This is a genomic window from Legionella londiniensis, assembly GCF_001467825.1.
GTDB lineage: Bacteria > Pseudomonadota > Gammaproteobacteria > Legionellales > Legionellaceae > Legionella_A > Legionella_A londiniensis.
Window position 1 is genome coordinate 1 of the sequence record NZ_LNYK01000002.1, and the last position, 23,631, is coordinate 23,631.

The following is a 23,631-nucleotide window of genomic DNA, read 5'->3' on the forward strand; positions in this document are numbered from 1 at the left end:
CCATTAACCTTCTTCAGTTAATGAGGCTACACCACCCAACCTTTTTTTCAATTATCTCCGTACACAACTTTCAACCGTAACTCTACTTTATCTGCCTGCAAGTCTAATTCACTAATTCTTTTTTCAATACTTGATAATTGGCGGTAGTTAGAGATTGCTTTTGTCACGTAAACAGCCGTTGCAGCCGCACCTAGAACAACGGCCCCTAAACCGATCGCAATCGTTAAAGGCGGGAAACCCATCGCAACGGTTGCAATGGCTAGTCCAAGTGCAGTCAATGTCAATGCTGAGATCCCTATGGTAATTAATGTCTCTTTACCAGTCGTGTTTTCTAAATCAGAATATTGTTGTTTGAGAAGTTTCTTTTCTTTAATCAAAGATCCATAGGTTTCCGATTTGTGGGAATGCTCACTGTCCAATGTTGCCACATCAGGCACCCTCTTGTTCCTTTGTTTGGCATCTAGCGCAACAATTCCATTGCCGATATTCTCAGGCATGTTAATCTCTTAATGATGTATATTATATATATTATACCCGACCCTGAAATATTGTGCAATAAATGAACAAAAGATTGTCGTAGCAAAATAAAAATGTCACAAGATCACTTTTGATGCCGTTCAGGATCTTTTTAAGATTAAATCCATGCCCAGCTAAAGAGCGTTCTTGTGTCGCCAATCTTGCCGAGCAAATAATTTCAGGTTCAAATCCGGAGCGACTTTAAGGTTATTATGCTGGGCTGAAATGGAAAGCACCCAAGGTTCTTTACAGGTATTACAGCGTACTTTGAAATTGATGTTTTTTCTTGAACCTTGGTAACAACATCAATACGTGTTAATAACTTTTCAGGTAATAATCCCATTGGTTTTGCCGTGCCAATCGTGTGGCTTAAAAGCTTTTCAACTCCCTTGAAAAACATTTGTACCGGGGTAGGACAGCGAGCATTCTTCATGAATGCGCAATAAGCGGTTATATTTGGCAACCCGGTCTGTCCGGCAGAGAGAGCCAGTTTTAATCTGCCCGCTTCCGCTCCCTACTGCCAAATCAGCGATGAACACATCTTCAGTTTCTCCCGAACGGTGGGATACCACAGAGCGATAGCCGTTGTCATGAGCAAGCTTTATGGTTTGCTGGGTTTCAGTCAGCGTTCCAATTTGATTGAGCTTGATTAAAACAGCATTAGCAGTACCGGTTTGAATACCTTTTTCTAAAATTTCAGGATTGGTCACAAAAAGATCGTCGCCGACCAACTGTATCGTATGGCCCAATTCTTGAGTTAATGCCTGCCAGCCATCCCAATCACTTTCATCCAAACCGTCTTCAATGCTGGCGATGGGATATTGTCCAACAAGATTTTTATAATATTGAATCAGCTCATTACTGGACAAAGTTCTGTTCTCGGAAGCCAAATGGTATTTCCCATTGCCGAACAGTTCGGATGCAGCCACATCAAGCGCAAACACTACATCCTTGCCTGCTTCATAGCCAGCAGCAATAACTGCTTCCATGAGCATATCCAATGCCTGCTGATTTGACTCAAGGTTTGGCGCAAATCCGCCCTCATCCCCAACTGCCGTGCTTAATCCATTTCTCTTAATCACAGCTTTTAATTGATGAAAGATTTCAGCGCCCATTTGTATGGCATGCGGGAAGTCCCGGGCGCCAACAGGCATTATCATAAATTCTTGAATATCGACATTATTATCAGCATGCGCGCCACCATTCAAAACATTCATCATGGGAACCGGCATCTGCATGGTCTTATTTTGCCGCAAGGATAGATACAAAGGCATATTCAGCACTTTTGCCCTTGCCCTCGCACAAGCGAGAGACACCGCAAGAATCGCATTAGCGCCGAGCCTGGATTTATTCTTCGTACCGTCGAGCTCACATAAGATATTGTCGATTTTTGCCTGATCTTCTACCGGAGAATGCAATAAAGCCTGATGGATATCCTGATTGATATGGGCAACTGCTTTCAATACCCCCTTGCCCTCATACCGTTTAGAATCCCCATCACGCAACTCACAGGCTTCGCGGGTTCCAGTGGAAGCGCCTGATGGGACACTTGCCCGCCCGATAATGCCATTATCTAGCAAAACTTCTGCCTCAACAGTTGGATTACCACGAGAATCAAGGATCTCCCGTCCGCGAATATGGGTAATATGCATGGTTATTCTCTTTTTTTAATTTGCGGATATTGTTTGTGGCAATGGGAAATTAGTCAAGTGTTAAAAGAAAAATGCATTTTAATACATGTACAAACCGCCATTAATACATAAGTTGGCTCCTGTAATATACTGGCTTCGCTCATGAAGCAAAAAGGCAACTGCCCAGGCAACCTCTTCTGGTTTGGCAAGGCGCTTTGCCGGTATCTGGGCAATGATGCTTTCTAAAATATCAGGCCTGATCCCCTCCATAAGATGAGTATCCACATAACCAGGCGATATGCTGTTAACCGTCACATTTTTTGCCATGAGCTCCTGGGCAAGGCTTTTGGTAAAGCCGTATATTCCTGACTTGGATGCTGCATAATTTGCCTGGGAATATTGTCCCTTGAGCGCATTGACTGAAGATATATTGACAATCCTTCCCCGTTCTTCTGCCCGCATATGCTCGACAACCTGTCTTGTTACGTTGAACATACCGTCCAGATTCACCCGCAATACCTTATCCCACTGCTCTTCTGTCATTTTATGAAATACCGCGTCCATGGTAATGCCTGCATTATTGATTAACGCATCAATTCGCCCGAAATCTGCCAGGATATTGGTTATCACCCTTTTGCATTCTTTAAAATCGGTAACATCCATTTTGCGGTAGGCACAATGCTTATACCCTTCGATTTCAAGCTTTTTTACCCATTGCTGGCCTTCCTTTTCGCTGGCGACATCCAAGGCAACTACATGGGCATAATCTTTATTGAGTTCTTTTGCAATCGCAGTGCCTATATCTCCAATGCCCCCGGTGATGAGTACAACTTGATTAGACATGATGCATTATCCTCATTGTTTAAAAATTGTATTTGGCCGGGAGCTTTGTAAGATATTCCGGGCTTTGGCAAAAAAGCGCCGACCCGGTATTTATCTTCATTACATGTATTGGCCGCCATTCACATCCAAATTGGCGCCAGTAATAAAAGCTGCATCAGGAGAGGCTAAAAAGGCCACGGCATGAGCAATCTCTTCCGGTTTACCCAATCGCCCGACAGGAATACTGGCAATAATACTGTTTAGAATTTCCTCTCTGAGTGATGACAGCATAGGCGTTGCAATATAACCCGGAGAGATGGTATTCACGGTAATGCCCTTGCTTGCAACTTCCTGCGCCAAACTTTTGGTAAACCCAAATAAAGCAGCTTTGGTTGCGGCATAGTTGCATTGGCCAAATTGCCCCTTCCGGCCATTAATCGACGAGATACTGATGATACGCCCAAATTCACGCTCAAGCATGGCAGGCAGCACATTGCGAGTCATATTGAAGACACTGTTTAAATTTGCATCAATGACATCCTGCCATTGCCCGGGCGACATTTTTTTTAACGTGGTGTCAATGGTAATTCCTGCATTATTGACCAAAACATCAATCCGGTTATAACGCTCCAGCACGAGGGATACCAGCTTCTCGCAGTCAGCATATTTGGCAATATCAGCATAGACAATATCAATGTCAAAACCAGCCCGTTTTTGTGTTTCCTGCCACTGCCTGGCTGATTCATGGTTGCCATTTTTGAAATAGCAGGCAACAACCTGATATTCTTCCGCCAAACGTTGGCTAATCGCAGAACCAATACCGCCTGTCCCGCCTGTGACTACCGCTACCTTGCGTTGCATAACAACCTCCGTGTTTATTTTTTGTTGGCAATATACTACAGGATAAAAAAGAGGTTTTGTCAAATTTGGCTAAAAAAGATACTTAAAGCGCTAAAGCCCTGGCTTGGGGGCTCTGGCGCCTGTCTCATTATTCTGCTGCAGTCTTCGGTACAAAAGCCTTAATTTGCTGGGCAAAGCGATGCAGAACTTCAAGCCCGGATTCTTCTGCCTGTTTACACCAATGTTGCAGCGATTCAATCAATTCCTTTTGTGACGCAGCGGTTTTTAACCAGATATTTTGCAAGGACTGGCGGTAATGATAAACAGTTCGCAAATTATCATACCGTTTTAGCAAAGCCTGCAGTCGAGTCTGTGCCTTTGGCGACAACAAGGATTCCTGCCTGCGCAACAGGCGCCCGGCCCGCTGGAACAAACGTTTATCGCACTTGCTTTCAACGCCATTGCGCTTTTCATGCCGAAGGATCGGCCGCACAACCTGTTTGTAATAATACGCCATAACCTGAAAGCGGTTTGCAATCACTGCTTTCACCGTATCTAAATCTACATGCAATTTGCCTTCCGCCCTGGCAAGCTTCGGCGGTATTTTTTTTACTTTTGCCAAACCCAGGAAGGAAAGGCAGCAGATATAAAACCAGCCTAAATCAAATTCCCACCATTTCACAGAAAATTTGGCTGATGAGGCAAATGTATGGTGGTTGTTGTGCAATTCTTCACCGCCAATCCAAAATCCCCAGGGGAAAATATTGGTGGACGTATCATGGCATTCAAAGTTCCGGTAACCCCAGTGGTGACCAATGCCATTCACAACTCCTGCAGCCCAAACCGGAATCCACATCATTTGTATGGCCCATATGGTGACCCCTGGGATGCCAAATAAAATCAGATTGATCAATAACATGAGTACAATCCCTTTGCCTGAATGGCGGGAATAGATATTGCGCTCAATCCAGTCGTCAGGCGTACCTTGAGAATATTTCTTAATCATTTCCTTGTCTTTGGCAGCCTGCCTGTACAATTCAGCGCCTTCCCAAAATACTTTTTTTAAACCCAACACCTTAGGGCTATGAGGGTCTCCTTCCACATCGGTGGTCGCATGATGCTTACGATGGATGGCTACCCATTCTCCAGTGACCATGCCCGTGGTCAACCATAACCAGAAACGAAACACATGGCTTACTAACGGATGCAACGTCAAAGCGCGGTGGGTTTGGTAACGGTGCAAATAAATCGTCACAGAAGCGATGGTGATTTGTGTCAGGATAACCGTTGCCAACACATAACCCCAAAATGAGAGGTTTAGAACACCAAAAATCATAGGAACTCCTAACTAACAAACAAAAATGCCAAATCATCAATAGCATTGAACAAATGCCGATATTGATATTTTAAAACAAATATCGACCACATTATACTTATAATACCATATTTTGCCCATAATTGGGCCCAGTCATTGCAACATCCTTAATTGTGCATGATAATTTTATATTGTTTTTTATTCTTTTTAGAGTGCAGATATGAATAATAAATTCCAGCAACTATTGGAACAATTGATTCCTTTTATTGTTTTAGGCATTGGGATTGCCCTGGCAATAGGCCTTTTAATCATGTTTTCTTACGTCCTGGTATGGGGAGTTCTCATTGGCGGCGTTATCTGGCTCGTTTATTTCATAAAAAATTATTTTTTTCCAGGCCCTTCTGAAAATCAGAAAAAAGGACGCGTCATTGAGCATGAAAAAAAAGATCAAGACTAGCTGCCAGAATTTGCCATGCCGGAATTGCCAGAAGTAGAAACCACAAAGCGTGGTATCAGCTCATTTTTACTGAAACAAACCATTGCAGACATCATTGTTCGGCAAAGTAAACTTCGCCTCCCGGTCGATGACGGGATAAGAACGCGGTGCAGAGGTCAGCAGATTGTTGGCATCGCACGCAGAGGCAAGTACCTGATTTTGGAATTACCGCCTGGTGCGCTATTGATTCATCTTGGCATGTCAGGCCATTTGCGCATCGTGGACAGGGAAAGTCCAATCAAAAAGCACGATCATATAGACTTAATTTTAACCAGTGGCTATATCCTGAGGTATCATGATCCCCGCCGTTTTGGCTTGTGGCTTTACGCTCCTAATCCTGCAGGAGAGCATCCCCTGTTATCCCATCTTGGACTTGAACCCTTATCAGATGAATTTACTGGCGATTATTTATTTTTAAAATCGCGGAATAAACAGCAACCTGTTAAATCATTTATCATGGACAACCGTGTCGTAGTCGGAGTGGGCAATATTTACGCTTCTGAAAGTTTGTTTTTAGCGAACATCCATCCAACAATGCCTGCCGGAGCCATCCCGCACAAACAATATATTCGTCTTGCCCAGCAGATTAAATCAGTTTTGCAACAGGCTATAGAACAGGGCGGCACAACCTTGCGTGACTTTTATGCCTCAGACGGCAAGCCAGGTTACTTTTCACTGTCATTACAAATCTACGGTCGCCAGGGTTTAGCCTGTGTTCGTTGTGAAGCAACAATTGAGTCGACTATTATTGCCGGTCGAAAATCGGCTTTTTGTCCTCAATGTCAAAATCAAGCAGGCCATATTAGCGACGCGTGATAGAAAGGCCCATTGGAAAAACCAAAAAAAATTCATCTTATTACTGTGGGCAAACAAAAGGCCATACAGTATGATCCGCAATTCTTCGTTGGAAACAGGCAATTTTATGAAAGCGAGCGTATTTCAGACTACACGAATCATCATTTTATCTGTTTTTTATACCGTTGTTACCTGCAGCCGCGCCATCATCCGCTCTTTTTTTGGCAAAATTAATCGAGAGTGGGTCGATAAGGAAATGCATCGTTGGGTTGACAACATACTTGAACAGGTCAAAGTAGATTATCAAATCATTAATCCGCATCATGTTGAACCAAAAAAACGTGAACCAACCATTATCATGTGCAATCACACAAGCTTGTATGATATCCCGCTCAGTATAAAAGCATTTCCCAACCACTCCATTCGCATGCTTGCCAAAAAGGAATTGTCAAAAATCCCGGTTATGGGCAAGGCCATGAAAGTGGCTGAATTTCCATTTATTGACCGCCATAACAGACGGCAAGCCATCGAAGATCTAAAATATGTGCAAAAACTCTTGGATAGCGGCATTGTGATGTGGATTGCGCCGGAAGGCACGCGTTCCAAAACCGGAAAACTGGCGTCCTTTAAAAAAGGTGCGTTTATCACTGCCATTCAAGCCAAAGCCACGATTATTCCGATCGGCATTCTTGGCGCCTATGATATTTTGCCGGCAAAAACCTATCAATTTAACATAAGCCAAAAAGCAGAAATTCGTATTGGCCAACCGATTGATGCATCAGAATACAGCCTGGAAGATAAAGAAGCTCTGATAGACAAAGTGCATCAAGCAATGGAAGAGTTGCTTAAAGGCTCAGGGCGATAATCAGATACCCTGGCAGAATCCATGTCAATCAGTTCATCAACTAAGGCTTGCATCAATACTCGTACCCATAAGCTGCTTTATTTTTTTGACTGATTACTGCAGCGAGCCCTATATTTCTCGGATCTGAGGCTGCTGTTAGCAAATTCTGCCTTTGATCCCAGGTAATGGCCTGCATATCCCCATAATACTGGGACAAGGCAAACAAACGATAACCCATCTCCTGCAGTTTCTTTTGTAAAGGTTCGGAAAAGGTATCCGGTTCAAACACAAGCGAGTCGGGTAAATACTGATGATGAAACCGCATTGCAGAGACTATGGTGATTGCGCCATATGAGTCATAAAATTTCAGGGCGCCAAGCAAGAGCATGCTTGGGATCCGGCTGCCGCCCGGCGTACCGAGGATGGCTGTTCTTCCTGGCAATTCAAGAAAAGTCGGGGTCATGCTGGAGAGCGGCCTTTTTCCTGGCGCAATGGCGTTTTTTTCACTGCCAGTTAACCCAAAGACATTCATCACGCCTGGCTTGCTGGAAAAATCATCCATTTCATCATTTAATAATACCCCAGTTCCTTCAGCGACCACACTGGAACCAAAAATATAGTTCACAGTCAGTGTTGCGGCAACACGATTTCCTTCAGTATCAATAATCGAAAAATGAGTTGTATTCTGTTGTTCATTATCTTCAGTCTTTTTTACGGGCAGAAGATGGCTTGGGGTGGCTCGCCCAGGTTTTATCAAGCCCCTTAAATAGTCGACATTTTCCTTTGAGAGCAGCTTGGTTATCGGAACTTCCACAAAATCCGGGTCTCCCAAATACTCTGCCCTTTGCCAATAGGCCAGGCGCATGGCCTCAACCAGATAATGAACCCATTGCGGCTTAGATCTATTCTGCAGGGGCAAATCAGCAAGAATATTGAGCATTAAAAGCAGGGATATGCCGCCTGCTGAAGGCAAGGGGGCAGTAATAATGCGCATATTGCGGTAACGACCCACGAGCGGTTCTCGCATACGGATCTGATAACGGTCCAGATCATTTAACGTCCATATTCCCCCTGCTTTGTTAACCCCCTCTACCAGCTGCTTTGCGATTGATCCGCGGTAAAAGCCATCATGCCCCTTTTCAGCCAATACTTTCAAAGTATGGGCAAGATCAGGCTGCTTTAAATATTCACCGAGCTGATAAGGCCTGCCATTTTTTAAATAAACTGCAGCGGTTGCCGGGTATTGGCGCATTTTATTTATCCTGTCCCCCATCATGGTAAAATGGATGAATTGATGGTCAACCGGAAAACCCTGTTCAGCCAATTTGATTGCCGGAGCAAGCGTTTTGGCTAAAGGCAGCCGTCCATAATGTTTAGCAATCCAAACCAGTGCCGCAGGTTCTCCAGGGATAGCGGCAGATAATCCCCCATGCAATGACAATCCGGGAACCGGTTTGCCGTCACTGCCCAAAAACATGTTTTTCGTAGCCCTAAGAGGAGCAACTTCGCGACCATCGATGAAAATGTGCTTTCCAGATGTTGCGTCAAATAGCAGCCAAAAACCACCGCCACCAAGTCCTGAATGGTAAGGAGCCACCACGGCCAAAACAGCACTGACTGTAACTGCTGCATCAAAAGCATTGCCGCCCTCAGCCAATATGGCAAGGCCTGCATTAGTTGCCAGGGGATGGGCGGATGCTACGGCATAACCTGGCGGCGAACCTGCATAGGCTGAAATAAAAGCCATCAGATTCGCCAATAGAAGAAAAACCTGACTTAAAAAGCCAAGATTCATCAGGGAGACTCTTTTATTTCCTTCAGGGCGTGAACGACATATTCTGGAACAAATTCAGAAACATCCCCGCCAAGCCCCGCAATTTCACGCACCAGAGTGGAAGATAGGAACATATAATTTTCTGATGGGGTTAAAAACATGGTTTCAATATGCTTTGAGAGTTTGCGATTCATGCCAGCTAACTGGAATTCATATTCAAAATCAGAAACAGCACGTAAGCCGCGTAAAATAACGCCGGCGTTCTGTTGCTCGGCAAAATGAATCAATAGGGTATCAAACCCGATAACGGTCACGTTGGAAAGTTCCCGCACCGATTTTTGAACCAGCTCAATACGGGTAGATAGCGAAAAAAACGGACGCTTGGCATTATTACTGGCAACTGCCACAATAAGTTCTGGAAAAAGTTTTGACGCCCTGGAGATGATATCAATATGCCCATTGGTGACAGGATCAAATGTCCCTGGATAAATTGCTTTATGTTTCATAGGTTGCGGAATTTTCATGATTGCATATTGCCCCAGTCTAGCGTATTGTTTTACGAAAAACCATTGCCAGCGCAAATTGAAAATGAGTTATACTCATGATTCTGTTCTTTATTTTCCTCAATGGATTGTTGAAGCGAACATGCTGTGACTAAGCTTTAATTTTGCTTATCACTTACAACTGGACAGTTCAATGAGGACAAACATTCACTAATTCAACAAAAGTTATATGAGGGAGCTATAACCATGCAAATGAATGCAATTAAAAAAACTTGTCTTGTCGGCCTTTGTTTTCTCACTGCCTGCGCACCGCCGCAACCCGCCTCTCAAGCACCTGAAAACATCACCATGCCAGTAGAGAAAAGGGAGAAGCAAACAGCCACCGTATCTTCCTGGGTTGTCACCGGCGCCATGGCCGCTAAAAATCAAAAAAAATCCTGGACTGCCTCCGTCAATTGGCGCCAACAAGGCATGAATAACTACCAAATCCGGCTTTTTGGGCCATTAGGCGGGGGTACCGTAATTATTGAGAAACATAACGGAGTCGTGACTTATAAAGATGGCCCCAAAACCGTCACCTCCAAAAATGCCGATGAATTATTGCAACAAGAGACAGGAATCCGCCTGCCTGTAAACAATTTGTATTATTGGGTCAGAGGCATCCCTGCACCCGGCGCAATTCAATCCGCCAAATATGATCAATACAATCATTTAACGTATCTTAAACAATCTGGCTATACAATAAATTACACGCGCTATACTTCTGTTAATAATATTGATCTGCCAAGCAAGATGGAATTACATGGCAATGGTGTAACCATCAAGTTTGTTATTAAACAATGGTCCGTGTAGCAATTTTTTTTATAGCTCACATTGACAAGCTGCTTAAATCGCTGCAAAATACCCACCTGTTCGCAGCGAGAGCAGCAGCGTTTTTTTAAGGATGATACATCGATTTTTGGGGTGTCGCCAAGCGGTAAGGCACAGGGTTTTGATCCCTGCATACCTAGGTTCGAATCCTAGCACCCCAGCCAATTTCTTGTTAATTCAAGTAAACAGACGGCAGAAGATCCCCGGGAAGGATGCGTTCGCCGGATCGCTAAAATAATAACAATATCTTTCTGGCTGTCTTCTGCCATGTGTTTAAATAGACTCTATCTGGATATATTACACTGCAGAATAAGCTGGTAACACATAATAAATTTCTGATGTAATGTATACTTTATTTGCCGTCATAGGTAGGAATAAGTTCAAGAATCCAAGCTGGAAAATTGATATGACCCTAACGATGGTGGATTGAAACAGTCTATATTGCATAACGCTTGGCAGTTTACCGATATCCTGTTAAATCAAAGGGTTCACGCATGTCGACGATGATGATTTTTACTGGAAATGCAAATCCAGAACTGGCATCTAAAATTTCATCTTACTTAAAGCTACCAATTGGAAAAGCCAATGTCGGCACATTTAGCGATGGCGAAACGATGGTTGAAATTCTCGAAAATGTGCGTGGACGCGATGTTTTTATTATTCAATCTACTTGTGCCCCAGCGAATGATAACCTCATGGAATTGCTGGTTATGGCTGATGCGCTAAGGCGCTCTTCTGCAGGAAGAATTACAGCGGTTGTTCCCTATTTTGGATATGCAAGACAGGATAGAAGAGTTCGTTCCGCAAGAGTCCCTATCACTGCAAAAGTTGTAGCAGATATGATGACATCAGTTGGAATTAGCCGTGTACTTACTGTTGACTTGCATGCCGATCAAATACAAGGCTTTTTTTGTATGCCTGTAGACAATGTTTACTCTACCCCAATATTACTGGAAGACATAAAACAAAAAAACTTGAACAATCTAATGGTGGTTTCACCTGATGTAGGTGGAGTCGTTCGCGCCCGAGCGATGGCAAAAAGATTGAACGATGCGGAGCTAACCATCATTGATAAGCGCCGAAGCGGTCCTAATAAATCAGAAGTCATGCATATTATTGGCGAGCCAAAAGGCAGGCACTGCCTGATTGTAGACGACATAGTAGACACAGCAGGAACTTTATGTTCCGCTGCTCACGAGCTCAAGAAAATTGGTGCAGAGAGCGTAAGCGCTTATATCACTCATCCGGTTCTTTCAGGGCCTGCAGTAGAAAATATCACCAACTCATACCTGGATGAGGTCGTTGTGACCGATACGATACCTTTATCTGAAAAAGCCAGAAAATGCAATAAAATAAGGGTCGTAAGCCTCGCTAATATGATAGCTCAGGCTATTAAGCGCGTTAATGAAGAAGAATCAATCAGCTCTATGTTTGCTGATTAACTCCTTTCAATCCCTGTTGCAGCGGATCTGCTGCGTCGCCTACAGCAAAATATCCTCAAATGATTAGGCTTGGCAACATTTGTTAAATGCAAACCCGCATTACGGCGTATAATGCATTATGCTGATCTCCAATACCTTGGGGATTTTGAGGAAAAATGACCCTGGCTTCCCTCCTTGGCCGGGATAAGCTCAACCCTTGTTAAGCCTTGGCTCAACGTTTGAATTGATGATCATAAGAATCGCTAAACGCATGGCATTCAGCAAACTGATCATCAATAACTGAATTGATTCGGTTTATTCGCGTGTGCCGACATATTTATCGTCAAAGTAGCGGCGTAATTTGGTTCTAAGGGTACCGCGGCTGATTCCAAGCATGAGGGCAGCGCGTGATTGATTATATTTGCAGTGTTCCATCACAGCGCGGAAAAGAGGGGTTTCTACTTCTTCAAGAACAAATTGGTAAAGATCAACAGGATCAGTGTCTTTTAGCTCTGAAAAATATTTCTGCACGCACTGGGTTACACTTTCGGCCAATGACCCAGTAGCTTCTCCAGCTTCATTGCTGATTGTTGTCATTATTATTTACTCCTTCTTTTAAAAACAGTATTTTAACGAATTGAGCAAAACTCGACAAGGATAGTGAGTATAAAAATCTTGAAAAATCAAGGTGGGTTGCCCCACCTTCAGCATTAAAATTTAAACATGTCCATATTAAATGGCTTACCGTTTATCAGTAACTGGCCATTGGCAAGCTTCATTTCAATGATATAAGCATCCTCTTTCTTCTGCAAAACACCTGATTGCACAAGATTTTCCAATTTTTGATCAGTCTGCTGCTTGGCTTTTTGTTCAATTTCAGCAACTGTAACTTGCTTGTCAGCTGATTCCTCTGCGACAACATCGCCTTCAGCTATTTGTTCCTTTTTGGCATCTCCAGCAGATTCTGTACCAGGCAGGTCAGGCTGTTGCATCAACTTTTCTTTTGCTGATTTTACAAGAACTTGCCTAAGTACTTCGGCGGGAATTCTCAGTTTTCCATCACCTTCTACTTTCTGAATGAGTTGGAAAGGATTGTCTGATTCCCCTTTAGGCAATGAAAACAATAAATTTCCCTTGAGCACGCCCTCAGGCATGGTAAAGCTTAATTCAGAAATTGAAAATTCAGCGCCCTTAGCAAACAATTTAGGCAGATCGGGGGCTAAAGCCAATAAAGCTTGCTGACGCTCCTGATCAGAACCGTCCTGCAGCTTGTTAACTTGCTCATTGATTTTTGCCATCACCTCTGCGTCAAGATTTTTTATGGACATCTCCAAACGCCCAGGCCCATATGTTTTTCCATTTGCAACGATTTTATCCAAGGAAGCCTTGAAGTAAGAGCTAAATAAACCGTCCTCAATATCACTACTCGTATGGAGATAAAGCTTTTTGAGATCAAAAATAATATTTTCTTTCTCGGCGATCTCAAAAGAAGGGAAATTCAAGCTGGCTTCGCCAATATACAGCCCTGATTTAGTTTGGCTCATTTCATAATCGCTGCTGACCTGACCCAGGCGGGCTGTTGTATCGTCCTTATGAAAAATGAGTCCTTCAATGGTAAACTCACCATCAACATTCTTCAGATTACTTGAAATAGCCACATCACTAATCATTCCCAGCCATTCAAATTGTGCGTTATCTTCTTTTGTGATGAGTTTAAAAGGCAATACATTCACCCGAAAATGACTTTTGTTAAAATAATTGACCAGCACGCTGATCTTGAGTTCGGGTTTGGTAGATTCAGCTGTGAAATACTGGCCGAATTGCTCATAGTAAGTTTCAGGAAGAGTCAATTTAGTATAGGCATAGCCCAGGCCGAACCGAACTGTATCCGCAATCATAACCGGGCCATGATAAATTTTAAGCGGCATGTCCAGGGTGTAATCTTGCGCAGGCACCGTTTTAGTCTGGCCATTATCTGTCTTGACCACACGCTCTGGTATATGCATTTGCCATTTAAGCTGAGCAGTAGACGTGAACCAGCCGCGATCATATTGTTGAATATCAACGAATAAACCATTACTCTGGTTAATGATATTGATATCTTTCTTCAGGGTTCGTTCTGTGATTAATCCTGTTACATAATAACTGCCCACGATGAGGACAGCCAGGATAATCACTAATCCTATAATTTTTTTCATTATTATCTCCGTTTATGTCATGCTCCTCCGGCAAGGATAGCCATCAAGATTTTTGCCAGAGAAAACGCCGAGCTGCAAAAAAATGAAAAGAAACAACGACTATTAAAGCATGTTAATTGATGCCTGTCGACAAGGATATATTTGAATAAAAAATGAGCCGATATGCCAGGCTTTAAGGCGAGGAAGAAGAAAACAATAAAAAAAAGAGAGTTTCTTTGTTTAATTAATCGAAACAGCGGAATATCGAGGCTAAAACAGCGTAAATGCTCATGCATGGGGCGGGTTTTCGCCTTGCATTAACGCTGTTTTAGGCCGGTTGGCTGCCTATTCCGGATTAAATAATCCAAAGGCAAGCGCTTAAATCAATGTTTAACCGGGCGACAATAAGTTTCTTTCACTGCTAACGCCAGGATCAACGCTACCAATGAACAGAGCGGTAAAATTTGTAAACCAAATTGAAAATCAGCTAACTTTAACATTTCAACATCATAAGCCCGCGCACCAGCTACCATATCAACCAATCGACCAACCAGCGGCTGCATCAGTGCGCCAACAAATATAGAGGTCATATTCGTAAAGGCAATGGATGTGCCAACTACATTTCTGTCATGTAGCTCAGTCGATACAGCATAAGCAATAGCAACACCGGTGTTGGTTAATCCAAAAACAAAAAATAGAAGGTATGCGGAATATTGATTCATTTCCGGATAAAATACAAAGATTGAGGTTAAAATGATCCCGCATAGAGCAGACAAGATCATGACTGGCTTACGCCGCCCGATTTTATCCGAGATCCATCCTGTCAATGGGCCTCCAAGCCCCCAACCAATAAAGATAAGTCCTGTAGCAAAGGCTGCAGAGTGGTCGGTTAAACCGCGCCCATATTGCAGATACGCAGGTCCAATCGCCTCACCGATCACTGCTGTTGGCCCAAACAGGAATCCGGCATACAGGGCATTTATCCAGGTTTGCCGGTTAGTTAATATAATGCGTAGGCTTTCAAGGATGCTGAGGCTGACCTCGTGTGAAGCGGCTTTGCCCGATTTATATTTCCTGCCGGGCCTGTCCTGAATAAACTGATAAAGTAAAGCTGCCAGTACAATGAACAAAAAGGCTATGATCAGCATGCTGTGCCGCCAGCCAACCCAGCTGACCAGTAAGGATACCGGCGCCTCCCCTGCTGCGGCTCCAAGCATGCCTAAAGCCTGGGTCAATCCTGCAAGCAGGCCAAGCATTACCGGCGGAAACCAGGAAGTAGCCAGTCTTAAAGCGCAAACAAAAGCAAATGCGGCGCTAAACCCAATAAACATTCTGCCAACAGACGCCATCATTAGTCCATCAGCCAAACCAAATACACAACACCCAAATGCGGTGACGAGCGACATAATGGTTAAAAGCCAACGAATGCTGATTCGGTCAGCAGCGAGGCCTACTGGAATTTGCATCAAGATATACGGAATATAAAAAGAAGCGGTTAGAATTCCAAAGCCTGCTTCATTAATGCCAAAATCGATTTGAAGATATCGATGCATGACGCTTGGCGCTACACGGGCCATGTAGTCCGAGAAATAAAAACCGGCGGCAAGACCCCAAATTAACCAAGCATAGGCAAGCTGGTTTTTGCAATCGAATCGTTCAGACTGAGAGAGCGCAGCTGTATTCATATAGTCACTTCTTCTAATTTAAAACATATTTATTAAGGCTGCATTTATTCGGCAAGCTATTTGCTCAACAAATAAACAAAATATACATCCCCCACATTATACTGTTGTCGCTGATAAGTGCAACTCTTTACTCATCCTCTTTACTTATCCTGAGGGGCGAAATTTGATAAAATCATGGGGCGCGCTGATAAACTGGCATCAACTCAATTTTTGGCAAAATAGATTAAAATAAAATATGACTTAAGAATGGTTTACCAATGAATGAATTAGAAAAAGCTATACACGAAGCCTTTCAGGCAAAGGGAAACAGTAAAGAAGCCAATAAGGCCTACCTCGAGTTTATAAAATCAAATTTTATCATTCCGGTAGAAAAACACTCCCCTGCTAACGATCCGCATGTCTTGTATTTAACGGAGGAAGACAAAATCTTTCTTCCAGTATTTACCGCCATGGATTATTTAAATGCCTGGGCGGTGGAAATTAAAGATCAAATCCAGTTGCTTAAGTTAACTGGCGTCAACCTTCTTAAGGGAATTGGCGAGAATATTACCGTCAGTTTAAATATAGGCAGCCCACTCTATAAGGAATTTAATCCCCAGGAATTAGCCAGAATGAGAAGCATTGTCCTTAAGATTTTCAATAAGAATTAGCGCATGCCGCGCCGATAATTATACCGGCGCGGGACAAGCTTAGGCTACCAAATCAATGACCTGGTATCCCAATACCGTTGAAACAGCGATCACACCGGTTATTTCCAAAACTCTTTTAAAAAAACTGGTTTTTTGGCTCGAAAAATCCTGATCGTTTGCTGCGACCTGCGGTTCAATCCGGGCGGCGCCCAATAGTTCCGGCAGTTCATACAATGGCATTTCTCCATAAAAACCAGCCCACCATCCTTCAAGCCATTGCTCACTTTCAGGCGTATTCACAGGAAATGGATTTGCTTCCTCGCCAATTTCAGCTTTTGCGCATTCGTAGCCATGAGCATAGCATTCCTCAAATGTGGGATGTTCGATATTAAAGCGCAGTTTAATATGAGGTAAAATTTTATCGATATCGTTCATGATGATACCCCTTGTTTACAGTTTAAATACTATTAGTTGTCGTCAGATCACTAATTTTTCCTTAAGTTCATTCTATGCCTGGTTAATGTCAAGAAATTGGCTGAGGTCATTTTTTTACGATTTCTTGACAATAAAAAATGAAGAAAAGAGTTTTTAACCTATTTATGCTGAAACAAATTGATTCAAAACCTGCTTTTAAACAGAAACAAATCGGTTAATCATATAATTTACTCAATAAAATCAATAACCTCTGCAAAATACTTCGGGGGTTCTGGACGTTCAAACCAGGCAAGATAATGGTTAATATTTAATGGCTTGCCTTCATTTAACACATGAAGTTGCTGGCTTAACAAATAGGGAAGAGCAAATTCTTTTGATAACACGCTGTAACCAATTCCCGCACAAATGAGCTGCGTCATATTACTGGTATTGTTTGCGTAATATCGGCTTCTATTCGGATGATCCAGGTTATAGAAACGGAGATACTCATAAGTCATTCTGTCTTCAGGATTAAAGTCAACAATACGTTCTTTTTGCAGAATATCTTCAAGTGTTCTATCCTGCCATAGAGCGCTGCATACCAATACGTATTCCTCAGGCTTGAGCTGCTTGTAACTCATTTCCTGGGTAAGCTGCTCTTTATTGAGGATCGCAAAATCGCACTGGCCCGATTTGAGTTGCAAATGACGCTTTTCCTCGTCTAAAAGTTTAAAATTCATGAGAAGATTGGGATATTTTTGCATAATGGGAATCATCTTTGGGATGATGCGGGATCGCATCAGGCTTGTTGGCGATATAATCGTTAATCCAATTTCCATGTCTTCATGATATCCCTGCAATTTCGCTAATATCTCTCCTTCTATATTTTGAATATTTTGACAATATCTTAATAAAACCTCTCCTTCAGGGGTCAAATTCATCCCTTTCCTTGTCCGGATAAACAGCGTCGTTTTTAGGGAATGTTCCAGGGCTCGAATGCGCTGGGTGACCGCCGTTTGAGTAATATGGATTTTATCGGCAGCACGATGGACTGTCTTGCACTGCGCCACAGCTAGAAAAGCAATTAATCTCGGACTTAGTAAACTCATTTATTTTCATCATTAATTCAAAAAGATTCATTTTATTTATAACAAAGCCATGGCTCATAATCAATACTCGTCGATTAATAATGAAACAGAGAGATATGGCATGAAACATCAACTTTCATTTATGGTCAGTGCTTACCAGAATAAACACAATCAATCTGATAAAAAAAATGCATATAAAGTAAAATTGCTATTCAATGCGGAAAAAGAGCAAGCAATTGATGAGCTTTGCTCCGTTAAACTCAAATTTATCCCGGATAATCCTGTACAACCGAGTGGAACCGTCGTTGATATTTATTCCTTGAACTGGGAAGCATCGGTTGAAAAAAAACATCAATTTAGCGATAAGAGAAAATCAAAACAAATTCTTAAAGAAATTAACAGCATACCCAAAAATCACCTAACCCTGTCTTCGCAAATGTTGCTGGTTTTGGACATTAAAACCAAGGAATGCGGTTACGACAATCTTGAAGCAATTAAGTCACTTGAGGAGGAGTTTTTAGCCTTATTCAGCGAGCGAAACCCTCCGCCGTATATCCAACAGCTAAAAACTATCGGCTTACAATTTGTCTTTTTAGAAGGAAAATTAAAGGCGGATTTACTTGCGCAAAAACTATTTCATCCGTCCCAGGAAAAACATTTAAAGTCTTCGTCCAGCGATTTTTGTCAGTTGGTGGAATTTATTATCAATGCGTTCAAGCGTGGGGAAAAAGCTATCGTTCATAATCAAGAAACAGGCCAAACCCACACCTTTGTCGCAGAGGAGTATCTAAAAAAAACCAGCCCTGAATTGACTGATTTTAAACCTTCAAAAGTGAGTTATACCGTTTATCCTCCGTTCTATTATGCAATTGCCACCAAGGGTTCTTACACCAAAGCGATGCAGCAATCAGGTTTATTCAAGATAAACAATGAATTAAGCAATGAGAGCGATGTTGTTCTCATGAAAACGGAAAAAAACACGGAGAGCGCTCATGTCCATTAAGCTTTATACAGCCGAAGCCTGTAAGAATACCTTTATCATCGCCGATTGTTTAAACCTTGCCTCAGTGGATGAAGCGCATTTTTTAACGATACACCAACATCTGGTTGACCAGCAATGTGATGACGCGCTCATTTTAAAAAATGCGGTCATAATGGATAACAATTTGAGCATTGAAATGCTTGTTTTAGGGGTAGATCAAAGTTTGGGCGAATTTTGCGGGAACGGCGCCAGAGCTTGCGCCGCCTATTTGCACGCGCAATATCCAAAGCTACAGTTCTACATCAAGGCTCAAGGCAGGAATTATAGGCTCAGGCATTATGGCCATTCTGTTTATGGGGTCGATTTACCTCATGTTAATTTTATACCGCAAAAAAAATTCATCGCCCAAAGCGATATTTTTCAACAAACAGGCGGGTTTTATGCATGGCGATTCCAAGACCATCTTTTATATTATGCAGATGTGATGGAGCCGCACTTGATTTTGAATGAGCGATTAAGTGTTGAAGAAGTCGGGCAATTAGGCCAAATGCTTAATCAAAATGATGCCCTTTTTCCAAAAGGCATAAATTTAACCGTTTTTTATCAACAAGACAGCTGCACATTAGCTGCTGTAACTTACGAACGCGGCGTACAACGTTTAACGCAATCTTGTGGCACTGGCGCATGTTGCGCTGCGGTTTTTTGTTTTCAAAAGCATCAAGCTGAAATCAAAGTACAAAACCCTGGAGGAACACTCTACATTACAAACCATCAGACAGGCATTACCCTAAAAGGCCTCGCCCATATAACCTAAAGATGTTAATGGGCAGTCGATTTCAAGGCGCCAAGCGCCTATGATGCCATTGATTGTTCTTAAGATAATAATGAATTCTGTCATGGAGTCGATTATCGCGGCCCTGCCAAAATTCTATCTCATCAGGAATCAGAATATAGCCGCCCCAATATTCTGGGCGCATGACATTTTGTTGCTGATATTGAGCTATCAGCGCATTTAACCGCTCTTCAAGTTCTTCTCGCCCTTTAATTTCTCGGCTTTGCGGAGATGTGATAGCACTTAGTTGACTGGTGTAGGGCCTGGATGCAAAATAAGCATCAGATAATTCCTTGCTGGCACGTTTAACCCGCCCGCGGATGCGAACCTGGCGCGCCATTTGCGGCCAATAAAAATTCATGGCGGCATAAGGGGTATGATTAAGCTGGATGGCCTTGGTACTCTGGTAATTGGTGAAAAAAACAAAATGACCTTCTTCAAGTCCTTTTAAAAGTAAAACCCGGGTATCCGGGTATCCCCTTTCATCAACAGTAGCAAGCACCATTGCGGTAGGATCGCTTTTTTCAGATACAAGCACCTCTTCAAACCATTTCTCAAATAATACAAATGGCGATTCCGGCACCTCCGCTTCATTCAAACTCAAGGTGCCATATTCCCGCCTGATATCTGCTATTGACTTCCATTTGCCCATAAAGCGATTTACCAGCCTGTAACTTCAGCAACAGCATTACCAAGTTCTGCCGGCGAATTGACGGTTTTGACTCCGGCTGCCTCGAGCGCTTTGAATTTATCTTCAGCTGTGCCCTTGCCGCCTGAAATGATTGCGCCGGCATGCCCCATTCGCTTTCCGGGAGGTGCGGTCACCCCAGCAATATAGGCAACCACTGGCTTTTTAACATTAGATTGAATAAATTCAGCAGCTTCTTCCTCGGCAGTACCGCCAATTTCGCCCACAAGAATAATAGCTTCGGTTTGTTCGTCTTTTTCAAACAATGCAAGCACATCAATAAAGTTGGTTCCAGGAATTGGGTCTCCACCTATCCCAACGCAAGTGCTTTGGCCAAAACCCTTATCAGTAGTTTGTTTAACGGCTTCATAAGTCAGCGTGCCGGAACGGGAAACAATACCTACCTTACCCGGCAGGTGGATATCGCCTGGCATGATCCCTATTTTGCAAGCACCGGGTGTAATAATGCCCGGGCAATTTGGGCCGATCAATCGGCTGTTGCTGTTATTTTCGAGATATACCTTCACCTGCAGCATATCAAGCACCGGGATTCCTTCCGTAATGCAAACAATCAATTCAATGCCCGCATCTGCCGCCTCAAGTATTGAGTCTTTGCAAAAAGGCGCAGGCACATAAATAACACTTGCCTCAGCGCCCGTTTCTTCGACTGCCTCTCTAACCGTATTGAAAACCGGTAAATCAAGGTGTGTTTGACCACCTTTGCCCGGGGTTACACCGCCCACCATTTTGGTTCCGTATTTGATTGCCTGCTCGGAATGAAAGGTTCCCTGTTTGCCAGTAAAACCCTGGCATATTACTTTTGTCTTTTTATCTATTAATATACTCATGATTGACCCCAGGAATAATTTTTAAGCGATTGCATCGACGATTTTTTTCGCTGCATCCGGCAAACTGCTTGCGGCAATGACATTTAGATCGCTTTGATTCAATATGTCTGCTCCTAACGAGGCGTTATTGCCTTCCAACCGAACAACAACAGGCACTTTCACCTGAACTTCCTGCACTGCGGCCAAAATGCCTTCTGCAATCAGATCGCAGCGGACAATGCCGCCAAATATATTCACCAATATGCCTTTGACCTTTTCATCAGACAGAATAATTTTAAACGCTTCACTGACACGCTCCTTGGTAGCGCCGCCGCCCACGTCCAAAAAGTTTGCAGGTTCACCGCCGTAAAGTTTAATCACATCCATGGTCGCCATAGCCAGTCCTGCGCCGTTAACCATACAGCCGATCTCGCCGTCTAGAGGAATGTAGTTTAACCCCCAATCATGAGCGCGGTTTACCCGTTCGTTTTCCTGGGAGGTATCGCGCATGGCCCTCAGTTTGGGTTGACGGTACAACGCATTGTCATCAATGTTGATTTTGGCATCGAGACAAATCAAATCACCAGCTTTATTCACCACAAGAGGGTTGATTTCAAGAAGGCTCAAATCACACTCAATAAACATTTTGCCAAGGCCGCTCATCAAATTGGTAAATTGTTTTATCTGATCTTCTTTAAGCCCGAGCTTAAATCCGATTTCACGGCATTGATAAGGCATTACTCCCACCAGGGGATCTATGGTAATCTTGAAAATTTTCTGAGGGGTTTCTTCTGCTACTTTTTCAATTTCAACTCCCCCTTCTGTTGAAGCCATGATAACCACCCTTTGTGAGGCGCGATCAATTACAGCTCCGAGATACAGTTCTCTGTCAATATCACATGTTTCTTCGACCAAAACCGAATGGACAGGCTGCCCGTCTTCATCAGTCTGATAGGTCACAAGACGGGAGCCTAACAGAGATTTGGTATATGACTCGAGCTCTTCCTTACTGCTGACCACTTTGACGCCGCCTGCCTTGCCGCGGCCGCCGGCATGGACTTGCGCTTTGACTACCCAGCGCGACGTTGATAACTGGGTAATGGCTTTTAACACATCTTCAACGCTATAGGCAACTTCACCCCGTGGTACCGGCAGACCATAGCTGGAAAATAACTGCTTAGCTTGGTATTCATGTAAATTCATTATACATACCCTTAAAAAAAGCAAGACACGTTTTTAGGCGTGTCTATACTGTGAACGAATAATTTAAACATTGAGCAACAACCGCGAAGGATCTTCCAGTAACTCCTTCACGCTGACTAAAAACTGCACGGACTCCTTGCCGTCAATAAGCCGATGATCATACGACAATGCCACATACATCATGGGGCGTATTACAATCTGTCCCTTTTCAACGATTGGCCGTTCTTCGATCTTATGCATGCCGAGGATACCTGTTTGCGGCGGATTGATGATTGGGGTTGCCAGTAATGAACCGAACACGCCGCCATTGGTAATGGTAAATGTACCGCCTTGCATTTCATCCATGGATAACTTGCCAAGCCGTGCACGAGAAGCGTAATCGGCGATTTGCTGTTCGATTTCAGCCATGCTCATTTGATCTGCGTTGCGAATGACGGGTACAACCAAACCGCGGTCGGTAGAGACGGCAATGCCGATATCATAATAGCCATGATAGACAATGTCTTGCCCGTCAATGGATGCATTGACAGCCGGAAACCGCTTCAGTGATTCCACAACGGCTTTCGTGAAAAAAGACATGAATCCAAGTTTAACGCCATGTTTTTTTTCAAAAACATCCTTGTACTGAGAGCGCATATCCATGACTGCTTTCAGGTTGACTTCATTAAATGTAGTCAGCATTGCGGCATTATGCTGCGCTTCAACGAGGCGCTCGGCTATTTTGGCGCGCAATCTTGACATGGGAACACGGCGCTCTTCCCGATCGCCTGGAGCGGATTCTTGTGCCGCTCTTTGGGCAGGTTGTTCCCGCCTAGATTCAATGTATGCGATGACATCTTCCTTGGTGATACGACCCTCTTTGCCGCTTCCTTTAATTTGGCTAGGCTGGATGTCATGCTCAGCAAGCATTCTTCGTACCGCGGGACTTGCCGCTTTTTCTTGCTCATCTTCTTCAACTTTATCCCTTGCTTTCTTTTCCTCTTTTTCTTTGACTTCCTCTTTTTTGGCAGCTTTATCTTCTCCTGCGCCTTTTTCAATAGAAGCAAGGACTTCGCCGGCATTCACCGTGTCGCCCTCTTTGAAAAAGGTTTCTTTTAAAACTCCGTCAGCCGGCGCAGGCACTTCTAAAACTACCTTATCGGTTTCTAAATCAACAATATTTTCATCTCGTGAGACTTTATCCCCAGGTTTTTTGTGCCAGGTTGCAATGGTTGCATCGGAAACTGACTCAGGTAAAGCAGGTACTTTCACTTCAATTGACATAGTTTTACCTTTTATA

General features: G+C 43.3%; 24 protein-coding genes and 1 tRNA gene. 9 read left to right on the plus strand and 16 right to left on the minus strand.

The features are described from left to right. Positions 1-47 precede the first annotated feature (47 nt). The 5 genes from Llon_RS01240 to Llon_RS01265 form a co-directional block, all read right to left on the minus strand. Positions 48-497: an apolipoprotein L family protein gene (locus tag Llon_RS01240; protein ID WP_058528262.1), complete on the minus strand. Its 450-nt coding sequence runs from the start codon at positions 495-497 to the stop codon at positions 48-50. 399 nt (positions 498-896) lie between these two features. Continuing rightward, positions 897-2,168, minus strand: coding sequence for a phosphopyruvate hydratase (eno, locus tag Llon_RS01250; protein ID WP_058528264.1), 1,272 nt, complete (start codon positions 2,166-2,168; stop codon positions 897-899). Positions 2,169-2,246: 78 nt separating this feature from the next. Then, entirely contained in the window at positions 2,247-2,993 is a 747-nt protein-coding gene (gene phbB, locus Llon_RS01255) for an acetoacetyl-CoA reductase (RefSeq protein WP_115336893.1), read from the minus strand. Between the two features lie 96 nt (positions 2,994-3,089). Then, positions 3,090-3,830: an acetoacetyl-CoA reductase gene (phbB, locus tag Llon_RS01260; protein ID WP_058528266.1), complete on the minus strand. Its 741-nt coding sequence runs from the start codon at positions 3,828-3,830 to the stop codon at positions 3,090-3,092. A gap of 127 nt (positions 3,831-3,957) precedes the next feature. Next, entirely contained in the window at positions 3,958-5,145 is a 1,188-nt protein-coding gene (locus Llon_RS01265; RefSeq protein WP_058528267.1) for a DesA family fatty acid desaturase, read from the minus strand. A gap of 199 nt (positions 5,146-5,344) precedes the next feature. Here Llon_RS01265 and Llon_RS01270 point away from each other — a divergent pair, with 199 nt between their 5' ends. The 3 genes from Llon_RS01270 (at position 5,345) to Llon_RS01280 (ending at position 7,280) form a co-directional block, all read left to right on the plus strand. Then, complete coding sequence (locus tag Llon_RS01270) at positions 5,345-5,581, plus strand: hypothetical protein (protein ID WP_058528268.1); 237 nt, start codon at positions 5,345-5,347, stop codon at positions 5,579-5,581. A 15-nt stretch (positions 5,582-5,596) separates the two neighbouring features. Continuing rightward, positions 5,597-6,436 (plus strand): bifunctional DNA-formamidopyrimidine glycosylase/DNA-(apurinic or apyrimidinic site) lyase, encoded by an 840-nt coding sequence (gene mutM, locus Llon_RS01275; protein ID WP_058528269.1) that lies wholly within the window; start codon positions 5,597-5,599, stop codon positions 6,434-6,436. Between the two features lie 106 nt (positions 6,437-6,542). Beyond that, entirely contained in the window at positions 6,543-7,280 is a 738-nt protein-coding gene (locus Llon_RS01280) for a lysophospholipid acyltransferase family protein (protein ID WP_058528323.1), read from the plus strand. Positions 7,281-7,332: 52 nt separating this feature from the next. Here Llon_RS01280 and ggt read toward each other — a convergent pair whose 3' ends face one another. Together ggt and coaD are read right to left on the minus strand one after the other, a co-directional pair. Next, positions 7,333-9,054, minus strand: a complete 1,722-nt coding sequence (gene ggt, locus Llon_RS01285) for a gamma-glutamyltransferase (RefSeq protein WP_058528270.1) — start codon at positions 9,052-9,054, stop codon at positions 7,333-7,335. Further along, positions 9,054-9,560: a pantetheine-phosphate adenylyltransferase gene (gene coaD, locus Llon_RS01290; RefSeq protein ID WP_412754129.1), complete on the minus strand. Its 507-nt coding sequence runs from the start codon at positions 9,558-9,560 to the stop codon at positions 9,054-9,056. Before coaD ends, ggt begins: the two co-directional genes overlap by 1 nt. Positions 9,561-9,788: 228 nt before the next feature. Here coaD and lolB point away from each other — a divergent pair, with 228 nt between their 5' ends. The 3 genes from lolB to Llon_RS01305 all read left to right on the plus strand — a co-directional run bounded on the left by lolB (position 9,789) and on the right by Llon_RS01305 (position 11,848). Continuing rightward, positions 9,789-10,388 (plus strand): lipoprotein insertase outer membrane protein LolB, encoded by a 600-nt coding sequence (gene lolB, locus Llon_RS01295; RefSeq protein WP_058528325.1) that lies wholly within the window; start codon positions 9,789-9,791, stop codon positions 10,386-10,388. Positions 10,389-10,495: 107 nt separating this feature from the next. After that, a tRNA-Gln gene (locus tag Llon_RS01300) sits at positions 10,496-10,570 on the plus strand. 330 nt (positions 10,571-10,900) lie between these two features. Then, entirely contained in the window at positions 10,901-11,848 is a 948-nt protein-coding gene (locus tag Llon_RS01305) for a ribose-phosphate pyrophosphokinase (protein WP_058528271.1), read from the plus strand. 294 nt (positions 11,849-12,142) lie between these two features. Here the strand turns inward: Llon_RS01305 and Llon_RS01310 are convergent, their stop codons facing one another. The 3 genes from Llon_RS01310 to Llon_RS01325 all read right to left on the minus strand — a co-directional run bounded on the left by Llon_RS01310 (position 12,143) and on the right by Llon_RS01325 (position 15,689). Further along, positions 12,143-12,424 carry a helix-turn-helix domain-containing protein gene (locus Llon_RS01310; protein ID WP_058528272.1) on the minus strand — a complete coding sequence of 94 codons (282 nt, stop codon included), beginning with the start codon at positions 12,422-12,424 and terminating at the stop codon, positions 12,143-12,145. Between the two features lie 113 nt (positions 12,425-12,537). Continuing rightward, a complete protein-coding gene (locus Llon_RS01315; protein ID WP_058528273.1) occupies positions 12,538-14,025 on the minus strand; it encodes a YdgA family protein in 1,488 nt (495 codons plus the stop codon). A gap of 362 nt (positions 14,026-14,387) precedes the next feature. Continuing rightward, positions 14,388-15,689 (minus strand): MFS transporter, encoded by a 1,302-nt coding sequence (locus tag Llon_RS01325; protein ID WP_058528275.1) that lies wholly within the window; start codon positions 15,687-15,689, stop codon positions 14,388-14,390. Positions 15,690-15,946: 257 nt separating this feature from the next. Here Llon_RS01325 and Llon_RS01330 point away from each other — a divergent pair, with 257 nt between their 5' ends. Next, a complete protein-coding gene (locus tag Llon_RS01330; protein WP_058528276.1) occupies positions 15,947-16,339 on the plus strand; it encodes an SseB family protein in 393 nt (130 codons plus the stop codon). Between the two features lie 39 nt (positions 16,340-16,378). Here the strand turns inward: Llon_RS01330 and Llon_RS01335 are convergent, their stop codons facing one another. Further along, the gene (locus tag Llon_RS01335) at positions 16,379-16,753 is read right to left on the minus strand and encodes a hypothetical protein (RefSeq protein ID WP_058528277.1); all 375 of its coding nucleotides are present in this window, start codon (positions 16,751-16,753) and stop codon (positions 16,379-16,381) included. A gap of 227 nt (positions 16,754-16,980) precedes the next feature. Beyond that, positions 16,981-17,841 (minus strand): LysR family transcriptional regulator, encoded by an 861-nt coding sequence (locus tag Llon_RS01340; protein WP_065238254.1) that lies wholly within the window; start codon positions 17,839-17,841, stop codon positions 16,981-16,983. 100 nt (positions 17,842-17,941) lie between these two features. Between Llon_RS01340 and Llon_RS01345 the strand changes: the two genes are divergently transcribed. Next, on the plus strand, positions 17,942-18,823 hold the full coding sequence (locus tag Llon_RS01345; protein WP_058528279.1) for a hypothetical protein: 882 nt from the start codon (positions 17,942-17,944) through the stop codon (positions 18,821-18,823). Next, entirely contained in the window at positions 18,813-19,616 is an 804-nt protein-coding gene (locus Llon_RS01350) for a diaminopimelate epimerase (protein ID WP_058528280.1), read from the plus strand. The genes Llon_RS01345 and Llon_RS01350 overlap by 11 nt, the downstream gene beginning before the upstream one ends. Positions 19,617-19,638: 22 nt before the next feature. On the opposite strand, the gene pdxH is transcribed toward Llon_RS01350, so the two are convergent. The 4 genes from pdxH to odhB all read right to left on the minus strand — a co-directional run bounded on the left by pdxH (position 19,639) and on the right by odhB (position 23,615). Further along, positions 19,639-20,286, minus strand: coding sequence for a pyridoxamine 5'-phosphate oxidase (gene pdxH, locus Llon_RS01355; protein WP_058528281.1), 648 nt, complete (start codon positions 20,284-20,286; stop codon positions 19,639-19,641). Between the two features lie 8 nt (positions 20,287-20,294). Beyond that, the gene (gene sucD / locus Llon_RS01360; RefSeq protein ID WP_058528282.1) at positions 20,295-21,170 is read right to left on the minus strand and encodes a succinate--CoA ligase subunit alpha; all 876 of its coding nucleotides are present in this window, start codon (positions 21,168-21,170) and stop codon (positions 20,295-20,297) included. Positions 21,171-21,191: 21 nt separating this feature from the next. Continuing rightward, the gene (sucC, locus tag Llon_RS01365) at positions 21,192-22,352 is read right to left on the minus strand and encodes an ADP-forming succinate--CoA ligase subunit beta (RefSeq protein ID WP_058528283.1); all 1,161 of its coding nucleotides are present in this window, start codon (positions 22,350-22,352) and stop codon (positions 21,192-21,194) included. A gap of 63 nt (positions 22,353-22,415) precedes the next feature. Then, positions 22,416-23,615: a 2-oxoglutarate dehydrogenase complex dihydrolipoyllysine-residue succinyltransferase gene (gene odhB / locus Llon_RS01370; RefSeq protein WP_058528284.1), complete on the minus strand. Its 1,200-nt coding sequence runs from the start codon at positions 23,613-23,615 to the stop codon at positions 22,416-22,418. Between the last annotated feature and the right edge of the window lie 16 nt (positions 23,616-23,631).

Excerpts from the sequence above, each read along its gene's own strand:
- sucD (WP_058528282.1), bottom strand. The coding sequence starts at position 21,170 with ATGAGTATATTAATAGATAAAAAGACAAAAGTAATATGCCAGGGTTTT.
- Llon_RS01340 (WP_065238254.1), bottom strand. The coding sequence starts at position 17,841 with ATGAGTTTACTAAGTCCGAGATTAATTGCTTTTCTAGCTGTGGCGCAG.
- sucC (WP_058528283.1), bottom strand. The coding sequence starts at position 22,352 with ATGAATTTACATGAATACCAAGCTAAGCAGTTATTTTCCAGCTATGGT.
- Llon_RS01310 (WP_058528272.1), bottom strand. The coding sequence starts at position 12,424 with ATGACAACAATCAGCAATGAAGCTGGAGAAGCTACTGGGTCATTGGCC.
- Llon_RS01325 (WP_058528275.1), bottom strand. The coding sequence starts at position 15,689 with ATGAATACAGCTGCGCTCTCTCAGTCTGAACGATTCGATTGCAAAAAC.
- odhB (WP_058528284.1), bottom strand. The coding sequence starts at position 23,615 with ATGTCAATTGAAGTGAAAGTACCTGCTTTACCTGAGTCAGTTTCCGAT.
- Llon_RS01280 (WP_058528323.1), top strand. The coding sequence starts at position 6,543 with ATGAAAGCGAGCGTATTTCAGACTACACGAATCATCATTTTATCTGTT.
- Llon_RS01265 (WP_058528267.1), bottom strand. The coding sequence starts at position 5,145 with ATGATTTTTGGTGTTCTAAACCTCTCATTTTGGGGTTATGTGTTGGCA.
- Llon_RS01240 (WP_058528262.1), bottom strand. The coding sequence starts at position 497 with ATGCCTGAGAATATCGGCAATGGAATTGTTGCGCTAGATGCCAAACAA.
- phbB (WP_058528266.1), bottom strand. The coding sequence starts at position 3,830 with ATGCAACGCAAGGTAGCGGTAGTCACAGGCGGGACAGGCGGTATTGGT.
- Llon_RS01335 (WP_058528277.1), bottom strand. The coding sequence starts at position 16,753 with ATGAACGATATCGATAAAATTTTACCTCATATTAAACTGCGCTTTAAT.
- Llon_RS01305 (WP_058528271.1), top strand. The coding sequence starts at position 10,901 with ATGTCGACGATGATGATTTTTACTGGAAATGCAAATCCAGAACTGGCA.
- Llon_RS01270 (WP_058528268.1), top strand. The coding sequence starts at position 5,345 with ATGAATAATAAATTCCAGCAACTATTGGAACAATTGATTCCTTTTATT.
- eno (WP_058528264.1), bottom strand. The coding sequence starts at position 2,168 with ATGCATATTACCCATATTCGCGGACGGGAGATCCTTGATTCTCGTGGT.
- Llon_RS01315 (WP_058528273.1), bottom strand. The coding sequence starts at position 14,025 with ATGAAAAAAATTATAGGATTAGTGATTATCCTGGCTGTCCTCATCGTG.
- ggt (WP_058528270.1), bottom strand. The coding sequence starts at position 9,054 with ATGAATCTTGGCTTTTTAAGTCAGGTTTTTCTTCTATTGGCGAATCTG.
- Llon_RS01350 (WP_058528280.1), top strand. The coding sequence starts at position 18,813 with ATGTCCATTAAGCTTTATACAGCCGAAGCCTGTAAGAATACCTTTATC.
- Llon_RS01330 (WP_058528276.1), top strand. The coding sequence starts at position 15,947 with ATGAATGAATTAGAAAAAGCTATACACGAAGCCTTTCAGGCAAAGGGA.
- lolB (WP_058528325.1), top strand. The coding sequence starts at position 9,789 with ATGAATGCAATTAAAAAAACTTGTCTTGTCGGCCTTTGTTTTCTCACT.
- pdxH (WP_058528281.1), bottom strand. The coding sequence starts at position 20,286 with ATGGGCAAATGGAAGTCAATAGCAGATATCAGGCGGGAATATGGCACC.
- mutM (WP_058528269.1), top strand. The coding sequence starts at position 5,597 with ATGCCGGAATTGCCAGAAGTAGAAACCACAAAGCGTGGTATCAGCTCA.
- Llon_RS01345 (WP_058528279.1), top strand. The coding sequence starts at position 17,942 with ATGAAACATCAACTTTCATTTATGGTCAGTGCTTACCAGAATAAACAC.